Origin of the sequence: Streptomyces sp. NPDC057694 (assembly GCF_042799415.1) — a bacterium.
In the GTDB taxonomy this organism is placed as follows: Bacteria; Actinomycetota; Actinomycetes; order Streptomycetales; family Streptomycetaceae; genus Streptomyces.
This window is the reverse complement of record NZ_JBHVIX010000003.1, coordinates 124043-140483: the sequence shown is the minus strand read 5'-3', so window position 1 is coordinate 140483 and position 16441 is coordinate 124043. Positions and strand designations below refer to the sequence as shown.

Annotated in this window: 14 protein-coding genes; 3 read left to right on the top strand and 11 right to left on the bottom strand. The window is 70.4% G+C overall.

What is annotated here, in order from left to right; translation table 11 throughout:
• The 7 genes from ACFVDP_RS10395 to ACFVDP_RS10365 are packed head-to-tail and all read right to left on the bottom strand — an operon-like array spanning position 1 to position 7736.
• Complete coding sequence (locus ACFVDP_RS10395; RefSeq protein WP_383486416.1) at positions 1 to 2499, bottom strand: NADH-quinone oxidoreductase subunit G; 2499 nt, start codon at positions 2497 to 2499, stop codon at positions 1 to 3.
• The gene (gene nuoF / locus ACFVDP_RS10390; protein ID WP_383486413.1) at positions 2496 to 3863 is read right to left on the bottom strand and encodes an NADH-quinone oxidoreductase subunit NuoF; all 1368 of its coding nucleotides are present in this window, start codon (positions 3861 to 3863) and stop codon (positions 2496 to 2498) included. Before nuoF ends, ACFVDP_RS10395 begins: the two co-directional genes overlap by 4 nt.
• Positions 3863 to 4684: an NADH-quinone oxidoreductase subunit NuoE gene (gene nuoE / locus ACFVDP_RS10385; RefSeq protein ID WP_383487307.1), complete on the bottom strand. Its 822-nt coding sequence runs from the start codon at positions 4682 to 4684 to the stop codon at positions 3863 to 3865. Before nuoE ends, nuoF begins: the two co-directional genes overlap by 1 nt.
• 44 nt (positions 4685 to 4728) lie before the next feature.
• Positions 4729 to 6051 (bottom strand): NADH-quinone oxidoreductase subunit D, encoded by a 1323-nt coding sequence (locus tag ACFVDP_RS10380; protein ID WP_383486410.1) that lies wholly within the window; start codon positions 6049 to 6051, stop codon positions 4729 to 4731.
• Positions 6051 to 6791 (bottom strand): NADH-quinone oxidoreductase subunit C, encoded by a 741-nt coding sequence (locus ACFVDP_RS10375; protein ID WP_383486408.1) that lies wholly within the window; start codon positions 6789 to 6791, stop codon positions 6051 to 6053. Before ACFVDP_RS10375 ends, ACFVDP_RS10380 begins: the two co-directional genes overlap by 1 nt.
• On the bottom strand, positions 6788 to 7342 hold the full coding sequence (locus ACFVDP_RS10370; protein WP_010041554.1) for an NADH-quinone oxidoreductase subunit B family protein: 555 nt from the start codon (positions 7340 to 7342) through the stop codon (positions 6788 to 6790). Before ACFVDP_RS10370 ends, ACFVDP_RS10375 begins: the two co-directional genes overlap by 4 nt.
• 34 nt (positions 7343 to 7376) lie before the next feature.
• Positions 7377 to 7736 carry an NADH-quinone oxidoreductase subunit A gene (locus tag ACFVDP_RS10365; RefSeq protein WP_007383963.1) on the bottom strand — a complete coding sequence of 120 codons (360 nt, stop codon included), beginning with the start codon at positions 7734 to 7736 and terminating at the stop codon, positions 7377 to 7379.
• A gap of 695 nt (positions 7737 to 8431) precedes the next feature.
• Here ACFVDP_RS10365 and ACFVDP_RS10360 point away from each other — a divergent pair.
• Positions 8432 to 9241 carry a C40 family peptidase gene (locus ACFVDP_RS10360; RefSeq protein WP_383486405.1) on the top strand — a complete coding sequence of 270 codons (810 nt, stop codon included), beginning with the start codon at positions 8432 to 8434 and terminating at the stop codon, positions 9239 to 9241.
• A gap of 93 nt (positions 9242 to 9334) precedes the next feature.
• On the opposite strand, the gene ACFVDP_RS10355 is transcribed toward ACFVDP_RS10360, so the two are convergent.
• The 3 genes from ACFVDP_RS10355 to ACFVDP_RS10345 all read right to left on the bottom strand — a co-directional run bounded on the left by ACFVDP_RS10355 (position 9335) and on the right by ACFVDP_RS10345 (position 12845).
• A complete protein-coding gene (locus ACFVDP_RS10355; RefSeq protein WP_383486402.1) occupies positions 9335 to 10993 on the bottom strand; it encodes a hypothetical protein in 1659 nt (552 codons plus the stop codon).
• Between the two features lie 167 nt (positions 10994 to 11160).
• Positions 11161 to 11487, bottom strand: a complete 327-nt coding sequence (locus ACFVDP_RS10350; RefSeq protein ID WP_383486399.1) for a putative quinol monooxygenase — start codon at positions 11485 to 11487, stop codon at positions 11161 to 11163.
• Between the two features lie 62 nt (positions 11488 to 11549).
• Positions 11550 to 12845: a geranylgeranyl reductase family protein gene (locus tag ACFVDP_RS10345; RefSeq protein WP_383486396.1), complete on the bottom strand. Its 1296-nt coding sequence runs from the start codon at positions 12843 to 12845 to the stop codon at positions 11550 to 11552.
• Positions 12846 to 12940: 95 nt separating this feature from the next.
• On the opposite strand from ACFVDP_RS10345, the gene ACFVDP_RS10340 reads away from it, so the two are divergent.
• A complete protein-coding gene (locus ACFVDP_RS10340) occupies positions 12941 to 13450 on the top strand; it encodes a GNAT family N-acetyltransferase (protein ID WP_383486393.1) in 510 nt (169 codons plus the stop codon).
• 140 nt (positions 13451 to 13590) lie between these two features.
• The gene (locus ACFVDP_RS10335; protein WP_383487304.1) at positions 13591 to 13881 is read left to right on the top strand and encodes a PASTA domain-containing protein; all 291 of its coding nucleotides are present in this window, start codon (positions 13591 to 13593) and stop codon (positions 13879 to 13881) included.
• Here ACFVDP_RS10335 and ACFVDP_RS10330 read toward each other — a convergent pair.
• A complete protein-coding gene (locus ACFVDP_RS10330; protein ID WP_383486390.1) occupies positions 13865 to 16357 on the bottom strand; it encodes a zinc ribbon domain-containing protein in 2493 nt (830 codons plus the stop codon). The genes ACFVDP_RS10335 and ACFVDP_RS10330 overlap by 17 nt on opposite strands.
• Positions 16358 to 16441: the final 84 nt, after the last annotated feature.

Sequence of the window (16441 nt, the reverse complement as noted above, 5' to 3'; positions counted from 1 at the left end):
TCATGACTGCACCTCCGGGGCCTCGGCGACGGCCGGGCCGATCTTCACGAGGTCGCCGGGGACGGCGCCGGTGTCCGAAGCGACGCCCCCGCCGACGGAGTTGAGCGGCAGCCAGACGACCCGGTCGGGCATCTCCGTGATCTGCAGGGGGAAGCGGACGCTTCCGGCGGACCCGGTGACAGCCAGCTCGTCGCCGTCCTTGACCCCGGCCTCGGCGGCCGTCGCGGCGGACACGCGCGCGTGGGCGGCGTGCCGGGTGCCGGCGAGCGCCTCGTCGCCGTCCTGGAGGCGGCCCCGGTCGAGCAGCAGCCGGTGCCCGGCGAGCACGGCCTCCCCGGAAGCGGGCCGCGGCAGCACCGCGCCGGTCTCCAGGGGCTCCGTGGCATGCGGGCCGTCCCAGTTGCCCAGCCGGTCCAGCTCACCGCGCGCGGTGCGCAGATCGGGCAGCCCCAGGTGGACGTCCATGGCGTCGGCCAGCATCTGCAGCACGCGCCCGTCGGTCGGGGCGACGCGGCGCGTCATCTGGTCGGGCTTCAGCGCGGCCTCGAACATCCGGGCCCGGCCCTCCCAGTTGAGGAAGGTGCCCGCCTTCTCGGCGACCGCGGCCACCGGAAGGACGACATCGGCGTGGTCGGTGACCTCGCTGGGCCGCTGCTCCAGGGAGACCAGGAAACCGACCTCGTGAAGTGCTTCACGCGCGCGTGCCGGGTCCGGCAGGTCGGCGATCTCGACACCCGCGACCACCAGGGACCGCAGCTCGCCCGTGAGGGCGGCCTCGACGATCTGGCCGGTGTCGCGGCCGTAGCGGTGCGGGAGTTCGGCCACACCCCAGACGCCCGCGACCTCTTCCCGCGCGCGCGGGTCGGTCGCCGGACGGCCGCCGGGCAGCAGCGAGGGGATCGCGCCCGCCTCGACGGCGCCGCGCTCACCGGCCCGGCGCGGCACCCACACCAGGGTGGCGCCGGTCGCGGCCGCGGCCCGTACGGCGGCCGTCAGCCCGCCGGCGACGGCCGCGAGCCGCTCACCGACGACGATCACGGAGCCTTCGGCGCGCAGCGCCTCGCCCGCGGCCGCTCCCCCGGTCTCCAGACCGACACCGGACGACAGGGCGTCCAGCCACTCGGTCTCGGTACCGGGCGCTGCCGGCAGCAGCGTGCCGCCGGCCTTCTCCAGACCGCGCGTGCCGTGCGTGGCGAGGGAGAACACCTTCTGTCCGTGCCCGCGCCAGGCCTTGCGGAGCTTGAGGAAGACGCCGGGCGCCTCCTCCTCCGACTCGAAGCCGACCAGAAGCACGGCCGGAGCCTTCTCCAGCTTCGTGTACGTGACGCCGGTGCCGTCGAGGTCACGCCCGCGACCCGCGACCCGGGCCGCCAGGAAGTCGGCCTCCTCGCTGCTGTGCACGCGCGCGCGGAAGTCGATGTCGTTCGTGTCGAGGGCCACCCGCGCGAACTTGCTGTACGCGTAGGCGTCCTCGACGGTGAGCCGGCCGCCGGTGAGGACACCGGTCCGGCCGCGCCCGGCGGTCAGCCCGCGGGCCGCGACCTCCAGGGCCTCGGGCCAGGAGGCGGGCCGCAGTTCACCCGTCTCCGCGTCCCGCACCAGGGGCGTCGTCAGCCGGTCCGGCTTCTGCGCGTACCGGAAGCCGAAGCGGCCCTTGTCGCAGATCCACTCCTCGTTGACCTCGGGGTCGTTGGCCGCGAGGCGGCGCATGACCTTGCCGCGCCGGTGGTCGGTGCGGGTCGCACAGCCGCTGGAGCAGTGCTCGCACACGCTCGGCGACGAGATGAGGTCGAAGGGCCGGGAGCGGAAGCGATACGCCGCCGAGGTCAGCGCGCCCACCGGACAGATCTGGATGGTGTTCCCGGAGAAGTACGACTCGAAGGGGTCACCCTCACCCGTGCCGACCTGCTGGAGCGCGCCGCGCTCGATCAGCTCGATCATCGGGTCGCCCGCGATCTGGTTGGAGAACCGGGTGCAGCGGGCGCACAGCACGCACCGCTCGCGGTCGAGCAGCACCTGGGTGGAGATCGGCACCGGCTTCTCGTACGTGCGCTTCTTGCCCTCGAAGCGGGAGTCGGCCTGGCCGTGCGACATGGCCTGGTTCTGGAGCGGGCACTCGCCGCCCTTGTCGCAGACCGGGCAGTCCAGCGGGTGGTTGATGAGCAGCAGCTCCATGACACCCCGCTGCGCCTTCTCGGCGACCGGGGAGGAGAGCTGGCTCTTGACCACCATGCCGTCGGTGCAGGTGATGGTGCAGGACGCCATCGGCTTGCGCTGGCCCTCCACCTCCACGATGCACTGGCGGCAGGCGCCGGCCGGGTCGAGGAGCGGGTGGTCGCAGAACCGGGGGATCTCGATGCCCAGCAGCTCGGCGGCCCGGATGACCAGGGTCCCCTTGGGGACGCTGATCTCGATGCCGTCGATGGTGAGGGAGACGAGGTCCTCCGGCGGAACTGCCGCCTCGCCGCCCCCGGAGGGAGCGTTGGTCGTGACGGTCACGCGGTCACCTCCGTGCGGTGCTGGTCGGTCCGGTCGGCCCAGACGGTCGAGCGGGCCGGGTCGAAGGGGCAGCCCTTGCCCGTGATGTGCTGCTCGTACTCGTCGCGGAAGTACTTGAGCGAGGAGAAGATCGGCGAGGCGGCACCGTCACCGAGGGCGCAGAACGACTTGCCGTTGATGTTGTCGGCGATGTCGTTCAGCTTGTCGAGGTCGCCCATCGAGCCCTTCCCTGCCTCGATGTCGCGCAGCAACTGGACCAGCCAGTAAGTCCCTTCACGGCAGGGCGTGCACTTGCCGCAGGACTCGTGGGCGTAGAACTCGGTCCATCTGGTGACGGCGCGCACGACGCACGTCGTCTCGTCGAAGCACTGGAGCGCCTTGGTGCCGAGCATCGAGCCGGCGGCGCCGACGCCCTCGTAGTCGAGGGGGACGTCGAGGTGCTCCTCGGTGAACATCGGGGTGGAACTGCCGCCCGGGGTCCAGAACTTGAGGCGATGACCGGCGCGCATCCCGCCGCTCATGTCCAGGAGCTGGCGCAGCGTGATGCCGAGCGGGGCCTCGAACTGCCCCGGGTTGGTGACGTGGCCGCTGAGCGAGTAGAGCGTGAAGCCCGCGGACTTCTCGCTCCCCATCGACTTGAACCACTCTTTTCCGCGATTCAGGATCGCGGGAACCGACGCGATGGACTCGACGTTGTTCACCACAGTGGGGCATGCGTAGAGGCCCGCGACCGCAGGGAATGGGGGACGCAGTCGCGGCTGACCACGACGGCCCTCGAGCGAGTCCAGGAGTGCGGTCTCCTCACCACAGATGTACGCGCCCGCGCCGGCGTGCACGGTGAGTTCAAGGTTGAGACCGGACCCGAGGATGTTCTGCCCGAGATACCCCGCGGCGTAGGCCTCGCGCACGGCCTCGTGCAACCGCCGCAGTACGGGGACCACTTCACCGCGCAGGTAGATGAACGCGTGCTCGGAGCGGATCGCGTAGCACGCGATCACGATGCCCTCGATGAGGCTGTGCGGGTTCGCGAAGAGGAGCGGGATGTCCTTGCAGGTCCCCGGCTCCGATTCGTCGGCGTTGACGACGAGGTAGTGCGGCTTGCCGTCTCCCTGTGGGATGAACTGCCACTTCATCCCGGTGGGGAATCCGGCGCCGCCGCGCCCGCGCAGGCCGGAGTCCTTCACATAGGCGATGAGGTCGTCCGGCGACATGGCGAGGGCCTTGCGCAGTCCCTCGTACCCCTCGTGGCGGCGGTACACGTCCAGGGACCAGGACTTGTCCTCGTCCCAGAAGGCCGACAGGACCGGAGCGAGCAGCTTCTCCGGGCTGGTGTCGTGGTCGTTGACTTCGGCGGCCAAGGTCATCACTCCCCCTCCTCGGCGGTCGGCCCCGCTGGGTGCTCGGGGTCGGAGGCCGATGTGTCCTGCGGCGCGTCGTGCGAGCTGAGGTGCTCGCCGGGCGACGGGTCGTGCGGCGGTTCCGCGTCGCGGACCTCGGCCCGCGGGTGGACCACGCGCGCGGGCGGCGTCTCGCCCTTGGCCAGGCGCAGCCCGATCAGCGAGGCGGGACCGGCGCTGCCGCCGGCCTCCACGGCGCCCTCGCGCTCGTCGGGGAAGCCGGCCAGGATGCGCGCGGTCTCCTTGAAGGTGCACAGGGGGGCGCCGCGCGTGGGTGACACCGGCGCTCCCGTGCGCAGGTCGTCGACGAGCCGCTTGGCCGAGTCGGGCGTCTGGTTGTCGAAGAACTCCCAGTTGACCATCACCACGGGAGCGAAATCACAAGCGGCGTTGCACTCGATGTGCTCCAGCGTGATCTTGCCGTCGTCCGTGGTGCCGTTGTTGCCGACGCCGAGGTGCTCCTGGAGCGTCTCGAAGATCGCGTCGCCGCCCATGACGGCGCACAGCGTGTTGGTGCACACGCCCACTTGGTAGTCGCCGCTCGGCTTCCTGCGGTACATCGTGTAGAAGGTCGCCACGGCCGTCACCTCGGCGGTGGTCAGGTCGAGCATGTCCGCGCAGAACTGCATGCCGGTCCGCGTGACGTGCCCCTCCTCCGACTGCACGAGGTGCAGCAGCGGAAGCAGTGCGGAGCGGGAGCCGGGGTAGCGGGAGATGATGTCCTTCGCGTCCGTCTCCAGGCGGGCTCGGACGTCGTCCGGGTAGCCGGGCGCGGGCAGTTGCGGCATGCCGAGGCTGATGCCCTGCCCGGCGGAGCCTGTGGAACTGGTGGTCACCGGTCGACGCCTCCCATCACGGGGTCGATGGATGCGACGGCGACGATGACGTCGGCGACCTGGCCGCCCTCGCACATCGCGGCCATCGCCTGCAGATTGGTGAAGGACGGGTCGCGGAAGTGGACCCTGAACGGGCGGGTGCCGCCGTCGGACACGGCGTGCACACCCAGCTCGCCCTTGGGCGACTCCACGGCGGTGTACGCCTGTCCCGGCGGGACGCGGAAGCCCTCGGTCACCAGCTTGAAGTGGTGGATGAGGGCCTCCATGGAGGTGCCCATGATGTTCTTGATGTGGTCGAGCGAGTTGCCGAGTCCGTCCGGGCCGAGGGCCAGTTGGGCGGGCCAGGCGATCTTCTTGTCCCCGACCATGACCGGGCCCGGCTCCAGACGGTCCAGGCACTGCTCGATGATGTGCAGCGACTGGCGCATCTCCTCCAGGCGGACCAGGAAGCGTCCGTAGGAGTCGCAGGTGTCGGCGGTCGGGATCTCGAAGTCGTACGTCTCGTAGCCGCAGTACGGCTGCGCCTTGCGCAGGTCGTGCGGCAGGCCGGCCGAGCGCAGGATCGGGCCGGTCGCGCCGAGCGCCATGCAGCCGGCCAGGTCGAGGTAGCCGACGTCCTGCATGCGGGCCTTGAAGATGGGGTTCCCGGTGGCGAGCTTGTCGTACTCGGGAAGGTTCTTCTTCATCTTCTTCACGAACTCGCGCAGCTGGTCCACCGCGCCGGGCGGCAGGTCCTGGGCGAGGCCGCCGGGCCGGACGTACGCGTGGTTCATCCGCAGGCCGGTGATCAACTCGAAGATGTCGAGAATGAGTTCACGATCACGGAAGCCGTAGATCATGATCGTGGTCGCGCCGAGTTCCATGCCGCCGGTGGCGATGCAGACCAGGTGCGAGGACATCCGGTTCAGCTCCATGAGGAGCACGCGGATGATCGAGGCCCGGTCCGGTACCTCGTTCTCGATGCCGAGGAGCTTCTCCACTGCGAGGCAGTAGGCCGCCTCGTTGTAGAACGGCGTCAGGTAGTCCATGCGCGTCACGAACGTGGTGCCCTGCGTCCACGTGCGGTACTCGAGGTTCTTCTCGATGCCGGTGTGCAGATAACCGATTCCGCAGCGGGCCTCGGTGACCGTCTCGCCGTCGATCTCCAGGATCAGGCGGAGCACGCCGTGCGTGGACGGGTGCTGGGGGCCCATGTTGACGATGATGCGCTCGTCGTCGGACTTGGCCGCGGACTGGACGATCTCGTCCCAGTCGCCACCGGTGACCGTGTAGACGGTCCCCTCGGTGGTCTCGCGGGGGGAGGCAGAAGAAGTGCTCATCAGCTGTACGACCTCCGCTGGTCCGGAGCCGGGATCTGGGCGCCCTTGTACTCGACGGCGATGCCGCCGAGGGGATAGTCCTTGCGCTGCGGGAAGCCCTGCCAGTCGTCCGGCATCATGATCCGCGTCAGCGCGGGGTGGCCGTCGAAGACGATGCCGAAGAAGTCGTACGCCTCGCGCTCGTGCCAGTCGTTCGTGGGATACACGGCGACCAGCGACGGGACGTGCGGGTCCGAATCGGGCGCCGAGACCTCCAGCCGGATCAGCCGGTTGTGGGTGATCGACCGCAGGTGGTAGACGGCGTGCAGCTCACGGCCCTTGTCGCCGGGGTAGTGGACACCGCTCACCCCGGTACAGAGCTCGAAGCGCAGGGCCGGGTCGTCGCGCAGGGTCCGCGCCACGCGCTCCAGGTGCTCGCGCTCGATGTGGAAGGTGAGTTCCCCGCGGTCGACGATCGTCCTGTCGATGGCGTTCTCGGGGACGAGGCCCTGTTCTTCCAGGGCACCCTCCAGCTCGTCGGCCACCTCGTCGAACCAGCCGCCGTACGGGCGGGTGGCCTCGCCGGGCAGCCGGATCGAGCGGACGAGACCGCCGTAGCCGGAGGTGTCGCCGCCGTTGTTGGCGCCGAACATCCCGCGCTGGACGCGGATCTCCTCGCCTGCGTCGCCCCGCTGCCCCGGCAGGTTGGAGGCGCTCAAATCCTTTTCGGGGTTGGCCCCGTCGTTCTGCGCGTCACTCACCGCAGCAGCCCCTTCATCTCGATCGTCGGGAGCGCCTTGAGCGCCGCTTCCTCCGCCTCACGGGCCGCCTCCTCGGCGTTCACGCCGAGCTTGGAGGTCTGGATCTTCTGATGGAGCTTGAGAATCGCGTCCATCAGCATCTCGGGCCGCGGCGGGCAGCCGGGCAGATAGATGTCGACCGGGACGATGTGGTCGACGCCCTGCACGATCGCGTAGTTGTTGAACATCCCGCCGGACGATGCGCAGACCCCCATGGAGATGACCCACTTGGGGTTGGGCATCTGGTCGTAGACCTGGCGCAGGACGGGCGCCATCTTCTGGCTCACCCGCCCGGCCACGATCATCAGGTCCGCCTGGCGGGGCGATCCGCGGAAGACCTCCATGCCGAACCGCGCCAGGTCGTAGCGGCCCGCGCCCGTCGTCATCATCTCGATGGCGCAGCACGCGAGGCCGAACGTGGCGGGAAAGACGGACGACTTGCGCACCCAGCCCGCGGCCTGTTCGACGGTGGTCAGCAGGAATCCGCTCGGCAGCTTTTCTTCGAGTCCCATTGGTCTGTGGCTCCCGGTCTCCCCTATACGGGGCTCAGTCCCATTCCAGGCCGCCGCGCCGCCATACGTACGCGTACGCGACGAAGACGGTGAGCACGAAGAGCAGCATCTCCACGAGCCCGAAAACCCCCAGGGCGTCGAAGGTGACGGCCCAGGGATAGAGGAAGACGATCTCGATGTCGAAGACGATGAAGAGCATCGCCGTCAGGTAGTACTTGATGGGGAAGCGCCCGCCGCCGGCCGGCGTGGGGGTGGGCTCGATGCCGCACTCGTACGCTTCGAGCTTCGCCCGGTTGTACCGCTTTGGACCGATAAGCGTGGCCATGACCACGGAGAAGATCGCAAAGCCTGCCCCGAGGGCTCCCAGTACGAGGATGGGCGCATACGCGTTCACCGCTCCTCGCTCCTCTCAGTCGGCGCTGACTGCTGGCGGTTGCACGGGCCCGCGACCCGGCTCCCCCTGCAAACGGTCGAAGATCGCTTACATGTGAAGCAGGTCACAAGCCCAACTTGCCCCGCATCCTATGCCTGCTCCTCTGTGATCTGCGACACGGGGTGCGCCAACTACTTTGTGATCTCCACCACCTGACGAAGGATCATGAAGTCGGATGAGCGGTGATCTTCACACTCGAAGCGCCTGAGTGATCACCAGAGGTGACATCTCGTCCGGTTACCCCTGGTCAGAGCGGTGCGCTCACTATCAAGAGGGGCCGACGCCAGGCAAATTGGCGCTGGACACCCTTGGCTGATAGTGCGCGGCGTTCACGCGCCGGGGGGAGGGGTGCGGACGGAAGTGGACACCAGGGCCGCCCCCTAGGGGTCCCGTGTGACCTGCGTCACGCGTCGCGTAACGTCCCGGAAACCGGGCTTGGCCAACGGCCTCAACCGGTGGTAGGCCCAGGGCAATTCGGGCGTTTCACAGAAACACCATGATCACAGCCTTGATCGACTCTGGCCGATACTGCCCGTATTGCCCCTTACGCCGCCAATGAGGCCTGGCAGGTGCGGGTTTCGTGCCCGGTCTTCACAACTGTGGCGCACCACACGTTTCTTGAAGGGAACCGTGAAGCCCTGATAGCGGTTGTACTCATGTCCCACACCGCTCACATACCCAGCCACCGGAAGCCCCGTCGCAGCGCCTCGAAGATGGCCCTGCGCGCCGGAGTTACTGGTGGCGTCCTCAGCACCCTGGCAGTGGCCGGTGCGTCGGGTGCGGCCAGCGCTGCCGAGCCCGTGACGCAGACCATGGAACTGCCCACGCTCACCGCCGACCTGTCCACGCAGGTCGCCCAGTCCGCGGAGGCCACCCAGCAGGCCGCGGCCAACTACCAGCTCCAGGCGGAGCGGGACGAGGCCTTCACCAAGGCCGCGGACCAGGCCAAGAAGGACCAGGCCGAGGCGGAGAAGAAGGCCGAGGCCAAGAAGAAGGCCGAGGCCGCCGCCAAGGCCAAGGCCGAGCGGGAGGCCGCCGAGAAGGCCGCCTCGCGCTCCAGCGAGCGCACCACGCTCTCCGCCTCCACCGAGACCGTCAGCGCGCCCGCCAGCGGCTCCGTGGCCTCTGTCATCAGCTTCCTGAAGGCCCAGGTCGGCGACGCGTACGTGATGGGCGGCACGGGCCCCAGCTCGTGGGACTGCTCGGGCCTCGTGCAGGCCGCGTTCAAGCAGGCCGGCGTGGACCTGCCGCGCACCTCGCAGGAGCAGTCGACGGCCGGCACCTCGGTCTCGCTCTCCAGCGTCCAGGTCGGCGACATCCTGTACTGGGGCGGCGCGGGCTCCGCGTACCACGTCGGTGTCTACATCGGTAACGGCCAGTACCTGGACGCCGCCAACCCCTCCAAGGGCGTTGTCATCCAGGACCTGTCCGGCTACCCGGCGAGCGGCGCGGTCCGCGTCCTCTGAGGAACCCTTCACACGGCGAAGGCCGCCGCACCCCTCCCCGAGGGTGCGGCGGCCTTCGTGCGTCCGCTCACGAGCGCCTGGGCGCCCGCTGCGTCAGACGGTCCTGCGGCGCCGGGTGACGACGACGGCCACGGCGCCGACGCCCAGCACGACGACCGCGATGCCGCCGATGAGCAGCACGCCGCCCGCGCCGGTCAGCGCGAGTCCGCCGCCGGTCGAGCCGGAGCCCTGGTCACCCGAACCGGAGTTGCCGGACGTACCGGATGAACCAGACGTATCGCCCGAGGCGCTCGGGGACGGGCTCGCCGAGGAGTCGCCGCCGGACGAGCCGCCCGCACCCTCGTCGTCGCCGCTGCCGTTGAGCACGATCCAGGCGGTGTTGTTCGACTTGTCCGATTCATTCTTGTCGTCCCAACCGGGCAGCGCGACCTTGCCCTTGGCGCCCGGCACGACCTTGTCGATGCGCAGCTCGAACGGGAAGCTCAGCTTCGCGTCCTCGAGGAGCGGGGTGGACACCCAGCACAGGTAGCCCTTCACGTTCTCGTCGAGCGTGGTGAACCGGCACCGGTCCGGGGCCTTGGTGACCTTGGCGCCCTCGGGCACCTCGACGGTGAACCCGATCGACTCGCCGCCCGAGCGCAGCGCGCTGATCCAGCCGGGGCCGTCGTTGCGGAACCCGATCTCGGCGTCGACGGTGTCGCCGACGGCGCCCTTCGCGGAAGCGCCGGTGAGCACCAGGTCGTAGGCGTTGGTGGTGGGCAGGTCCAGCTCGGCGTAGCGCGTGTAGTCGGCCGGGGCGGTGCCCGTGGCCTCCTTCAGCGTCAGCGGCGCGCCGGTGCCGGGCGTGTAGCCGTCGTCGTCGAGGAGCGCCTTCGCCTTGGCCGGGGCGACCGCGGAGAAGCCGTAGTTGACGATGTCCCTGAGCGCGAAGTCCGCCGTCGCCACCTTGAGCGGCTCGGCGAGGGTGTAGGCCGCGCCCGCCGCGTAGCTGCCGGAGAAGGTGCAGATCGCGTCGGTGCCCTGGTGCAGCAGCGAGCCGTCGGTGGTCTTCTTGTACGCGCAGTTGCCGTAGCTGTCGGGGAAGCTCAGCCCGCGCGAGCCGTGGAAGCGCAGCACGGCGCCGTCGGCGGCCATGCCGCCCGTGTTGCGGAAGCCCACCGGTGCCTCGTACGTGTCACCGGCCGCGAAGCCCTTGGGCTCGGTCAGTTCGTGGTTGAGGAACTCCGGGCCGCCCACCAGGACGTCGATGGCCAGCGGGGTGAAGGTGACACCCTCGCCCTCGCCGGTCACCTCGATGCTGCCGAAGTCGCCGGCCGCGCTGTCGTCGGTGGTGTCGAGGCGGATGCCGCCGAGGCGGTTGTAGTCCGCGCCGGCGTTGATCTCGTCGCCGGTGCACTCGGCGACGAGGCCGGTGCCGCCGCACGGGAGCTTCACCGCGGCGACGCCCTTGAGCCCGGAGGCGTCGATCTTGATCTTGTAGTCGCCGTGGTGGACGACGGGGATGACGCCGTCGTCACCCGGTTCGTCGCTGCCGGGCGCCGCGAGCCGCAGGGTGACCTGGGGTTCGCTCGGGTCGCCGTTGTCGCCCTGGAGGGACAGGTCGACACGGTTCTCGCCGGTGATGGCGACGGTCAGCGGGGCGCCGTCGTCGGCGAGCGCGGGGGCGGCGGCGCCGAGCCCCGCGGTCAGCGCCGCGGCGGCGGCGAGGCCGAGGGCGGCCGGGAAGGCGCGCGTGCGGATGTGACGTCTCATCAACGCTCTCTTGTCGCGGTCGGAGGAACGAGCCTTCCTTCGGCTCGCTTCCTCCGACCGGTGACGCGCGTCAATCGTTGCCCACAGAAGCGTCACAGGATCATCACAGATCACTGAAGTCACGCAAATGTCACGGGAGTTCAGCCCAGAGAGTCAGCCCTGAGGGGTCAGCCCTGCGGCGCCAGCTCCCCCATCGCGCCCCAGCCCTCGTTCGGGATGTCGGCGTTGATGATCTCGGGGGTGGAAGCGATGAGTGGAGCCATCGCGTCGAGTCCGGCCTTGAAGTGGTCGGACCCGACGTGCGCGGCACCGGCGTCGCCGTCCCGGAACCCTTCGATCAGGACGAACTGGTTCGGGTCCTCGACACTGCGGGACCAGTCGAAGAAGAGGTTGCCCTCCTCGGCGCGGGTCGCGGCGGTGAACGCGGCGGTCTTCTCCAGCCAGGAGTCGGTGTGCTCGGGGCGGACGGTGAACTTCACAGCGATGAAAATCATGCGTCCAGCCTGCCCCGAGCATCCTGACCGGGCAAAACCGGGCCAGCCGGAATCGGGCCGGGTCAGGCCTTCGGCGCGACCTTGCTCAGCCCGTTGATGATCCGGTCCATCGCGTCGCCGCCCGTCGGGTCGGTGAGGTTGGCGAGCATCTTCAGGGTGAACTTCATCAGGATCGGGTGGGTCAGGCCGCGCTGCGTCGCGATCTTCATGACCTTCGGGTTGCCGATCATCTTCACGAAGGCGCGGCCCAGCGTGTAGTAGCCGCCGTAGGTGTCCTTGAGGATCTGCGGGTAGCGCTGGAGGGCGAGTTCGCGGCTGGCGTCGGTGGGGCGGGCGTGGGCCTGCACGATGACGTCGGCGGCGAGCTGCCCGGACTCCATGGCGTACGCGATGCCCTCGCCGTTGAACGGGTTGACCAGGCCGCCCGCGTCGCCGACCAGGAGCAGGCCCTTGGTGTAGTGCGGCTGGCGGTTGAAGGCCATCGGGAGGGCGGCGCCGCGGATCGGCATCGTCATGTTCTCCGGGGTGTAGCCCCAGTCCGCCGGCATCGACGCGCACCACGCCTTGAGGACCTCGCGCCAGTCCAGCTCGCGGAACGCCTTGGAGGAGTTCAGGATGCCGAGGCCGACGTTGGACGTGCCGTCGCCCATGCCGAAGATCCAGCCGTAGCCGGGAAGGAGACGGTCCTCGCCGGGGCCGCGCTTGTCCCACAGCTCCAGCCAGGACTCCAGGTAGTCGTCGTCGTGGCGCGGCGACGTGAAGTACGTACGGACCGCGACACCCATCGGACGGTCCTCGCGGCGGTGCAGGCCCATCGCCAGGGACAGCCGCGTCGAGTTGCCGTCGGCGGCGACCACCAGCGGGGCGTTGAAGGTGACCTCGCGCTTCTCGTCGCCCAGCTTCGCGTGCACGCCGGTGATGCGGCCGGTGCGGTCGTCGATGATCGGGGCGCCGACGTTGCACTGCTCGTACAGGCGCGCGCCCGCCTTCTGCGCCTGCCGCGCGAGCTGCTCGTCGAAGTCGTCGCGCTTGCGGACGAGGCCGTAGTCCGGGTACGAGGCGAGGTCCGGCCAGTCGAGCTGGAGGCGGACGCCGCCGCCGATGATGCGCAGGCCCTTGTTGCGCAGCCAGCCCGCCTCCTCGGAGATGTCGATGCCCATGGAGACGAGCTGTTTGGTGGCGCGCGGGGTCAGACCGTCGCCGCAGACCTTCTCGCGCGGGAACGCCGTCTTCTCCAGGAGCAGGACGTCCAGGCCCGCCTTGGCGAGGTAGTAGGCGGTCGTCGAACCGGCCGGACCGGCGCCGACCACGATGACGTCCGCGGTGTTCTCGGTGAGGGGCTTGGACTGTTCTGTCACGGCGGGTTCTCCCCAGGTTCGAAAACGGTGTGCCGCGGGGCACGGACATGGGCAGTCTATTCAGCGGTACCGATCACCCAGCGAAGGGCCAGCCCATGACCCGCACTCTCCCCGCCGTGGATCTGCGCGTCCCCACCCATGAGGACGCCTTCGCCTGGCACCGGGTGTTCGACGACCCGGACGTCATGGAGTTCCTCGGCGGCCGGGCCGCCGCCGCCGAACTCTCGGTGCACCACGAGATGACGGCACGCCAGCGCATGCACGACGCCGAACGGGGCTACTGCCTGTGGTCCCTGGTGAACGGCGAGGGCGAGGTGATGGGCTTCGCGGGGGCCCAGCCGTGGCGGCACGCCTGGGGCCCGGTCGGCGAGATCGAGATCGGCTGGCGGCTGGGGCGCGCGTACTGGGGCCAGGGGTACGCCACCGCGGCGGCGCTCGCCACGGTCGAGCGGCTCAGGGAGGCGGGCGTGGGCAGCGTCGTCGCGATGGTCGACGCGCTCAACACCCGCTCGATCGCGGTGACCCGGCGCCTCGGCATGGAGCTCGCCGAGACGTTCGTGACGCCGACGGGCCGTCAGGGGCACTGTTTCCGGCTGGTGCTGTAGGGCGCGCACGGCCTTCCGGGAGGCGGTGCGGAGGTCTACTCTTCCGGTACCGCCTGGGGGTGACATCTGTGCCGAAGACGCCCAAGACGCCCAGCACACCCGACATACCGGAAGTGCACGTGCCGACGTTCGTCGGCCTGATGGCGATCGACGCGCAGGCCACGGCGCTGGCGTACGGTCTGCGGCTGGCCTCCGCGGACCGTCCCGCGCTCGACGAGGCCGCCGTGGACCATGTGGTGCGGCAGTATCCGCCGCCGGGTGTGGAGATTCCCCGGGACGCCGTCGTCACGGTCTGGTTCGACTTCGGCGAGGGTGAGGGCGGCGGTGGCGCGGGCGTGCGCGAGCCCCGCGATCCGGGCCCGCACGGCGGTGGCATGCGCCGCGAACTGGGCGAGCCCGCGGCGCCGTTGCCGTTCACTCCGTGCCGGTGAGCCGCCAGGAGTCGAGCCCGATCCGGTAGGTCTCCCGCATCTCGGACCAGACGTCGTCCTTGCCGGTGAGGAAGATGGCGTACTCGGTGCCGTCGGCGGCGATGTACGACTGGTCGATGCCGTGGATCGTCCGCCCGGCCTCGTCCTCGTACGTGTACTCCCACAGGGCGCCCGGTTCACCCTGGAAGGTGTTCTTCTCCAGTCGCACCCGCTGGTAGTGCGTCTTCTTCGTGTCCCCCTTGAGGTGCGTCTCCAGGTTCTGGAGGTTCTCGTACGAGGTGTAGTCCGCGTTCGGGATCACTCCGACGATGTACTTCTCCATGCCGGTGCTGCCCGCGTACGTGATCTGGCTGTCGTTGCGGATGCCGGTCCGGTCCCAGACCCCGGGCACGGCGAAGGAGAAGCCCTTCGGGTCGAAGACCTGGTGGTAGCCCGCGGGGATCTCCGGCGTCGCCGAGGGCACGGCGGTGTCCGCGCTCACGGTCGGCTCGGTCGGCGTGGGCGACGCGGGCGGTTCCGGGGACGCGTCGGTCCCGCCGGTCTGCTCGGTCTGCGCGGCGACCGGTTTGTTGTTCTTGGCGTCGTCCTTGCCGCCGTCGCCGTCGTCCTGGAGCAGCAGCACACCGGCCGCGGCGCCGCCGCCGATGACGAAGGCGCCGAGGAGGGTGCCGACCCAGACGCCCGTGTGCCGCTTGGGCCCCTGGGGTGCGGCGCCCGGCTTCGGGGCGAGGTGGACGGTGTACGGGTCGTACGCCTCGGAGGACGGCGGGCCCATCGGAGGCGGCCCCATCGGCGGCGGGAGGACGGAGGCGGTCTGCGTGGGCGCGGCGGCGAGGTCGCCGACCGGGGGCAGTTCGTACGTTCCGCTGTCGAAGGGCGTGGCGCCCGGAGCGCTCGGCGGGGCCGTGGGAGGCAGGGGCGGCAGGCCGGGGCCCCCGGCAGCGTCGGCGAACCCGGTGCCGAACCCGGTGCCGAATCCCGTGCCGAATCCGCCGAGCCGCAGCAGGTACGGCGCGAGGAAGACACCGCCGCCCACCCACAGCAGCCCGAACAGCAGCAGTTCCGGCATGTTCAGGCCGCCCTCGCCGGTGCCCGCGAAGGAGAGCTCGCCGGTGAGGCCGCCCGAGGTCTCCACCGAGAACCCGCTGACGGCGCACAGGACGAGCAGCAGCGCGGAGAAGAAGCCACCGCCGAGGTACAGCTCGCGCCGGTCCCGCGAGCGCCGGGCGATGAGCACGCCGACGAGCAGCGCGAGCACGAGGCCGAACGCCAGGACCCCGATGACCACACCGCTGTTGACGTCGTCGCCGAGCCGCCCCAGGCCGTACGAGTCGTGCTCGTACTGGCTGCCGCCGAGCCCCGATCCGCGCAGGTCGGCCTCGACCGGGGCGCCCCACACGAAGCCGAGGCCGGTCAGCGCGAGGTTGGGCAGATACAGCGCGAGGAGCACGATGCCGGCGACGACGCTGCCGCCGGTGGCGTTGTCGACATCGCCGCCGTCACGGCCGTCACCGCCTTCATTGGCGATGATGCCGACGACGAAGCCCGCGACGAGGACCAGCGGCAGCACCCAGGCCATCGCCCGCACCGCGGACCCGAAGGCGCGGTTCGCGACGGCGACGCCGGGCCGCACGGCGAGCCACTGCGCGATGTCGGCCCGCTGGAACACGGCGACGGTGACGACGATGCCGAGCGCCAGCGTGCACAGCGCCACCAGGAACGGCGCGCTGTGGAACTCCACCTGCTGGACCGTCGGCTGCCCGAACAGGGCGAGCACGACCGTCCCCGCCATCGCGAGCAGCCCGACCCGGACCGCGGTCTCGAGACCCAGGGTGCGGGCGGGCGGCGGTCCCCACGACATCCCCGGCTGCCGGGCGAGGACCATGCGCGTGCGCAGCATCCGTACGCCGATCAGCAGCGCCACGCACCACAGCACGGGGACGAGCAGCGGCGGCATGAAGAGGTCGAACGAGCCGCCCGCCGACGTGTCGGACGCGCTGTCGAACAGGGAGGAGCCGCCGCCGGTCGACGCCGTCACCCGGAAGCTGCCGCCGAGGCCGTGCATCAGCACCGTCAGGGCGATCCGGAGCCGGTCGCCGAAGCCGACGAAGTCGTCGCCGCCCGAGTCCTGGCCGTAGCCGGGGATGGCGAGCGCGACGGCCCCGACGAGCAGCAGCCCCACGGGCCACAGCGCGGCCTGCGCCGCCCCGGCCCAGTCACCGCGGAAGGCCCGCCCGAAGAAGGCACCGACCGGCGATGGGCCTGCGGGGGCCGGGGGCTGGGCCGGGTGCGCGGGCGGCGGCTGATAGGTGGGGGGCGGCGGGGTGACCGGGGCCGGTGGTACGGCCCGGTCCGGGACCGTCGGGGGCGTCGGCGGCGCCGCCGGAGTCGGCGGGACGCGTTCCTTCCCGCAGCGCATGCAGAAGCGGGCCTCTTCGGGAGCCTCGGCTCCACAGTGCGGGCAGAACGACGGCATAGGGCGCTCCGATCCGGGACGCATGCGTGCCGCCCCGTCACGAGGCGTCACCACGCAATCGACGGACCTATCTTCCCGCCGCTG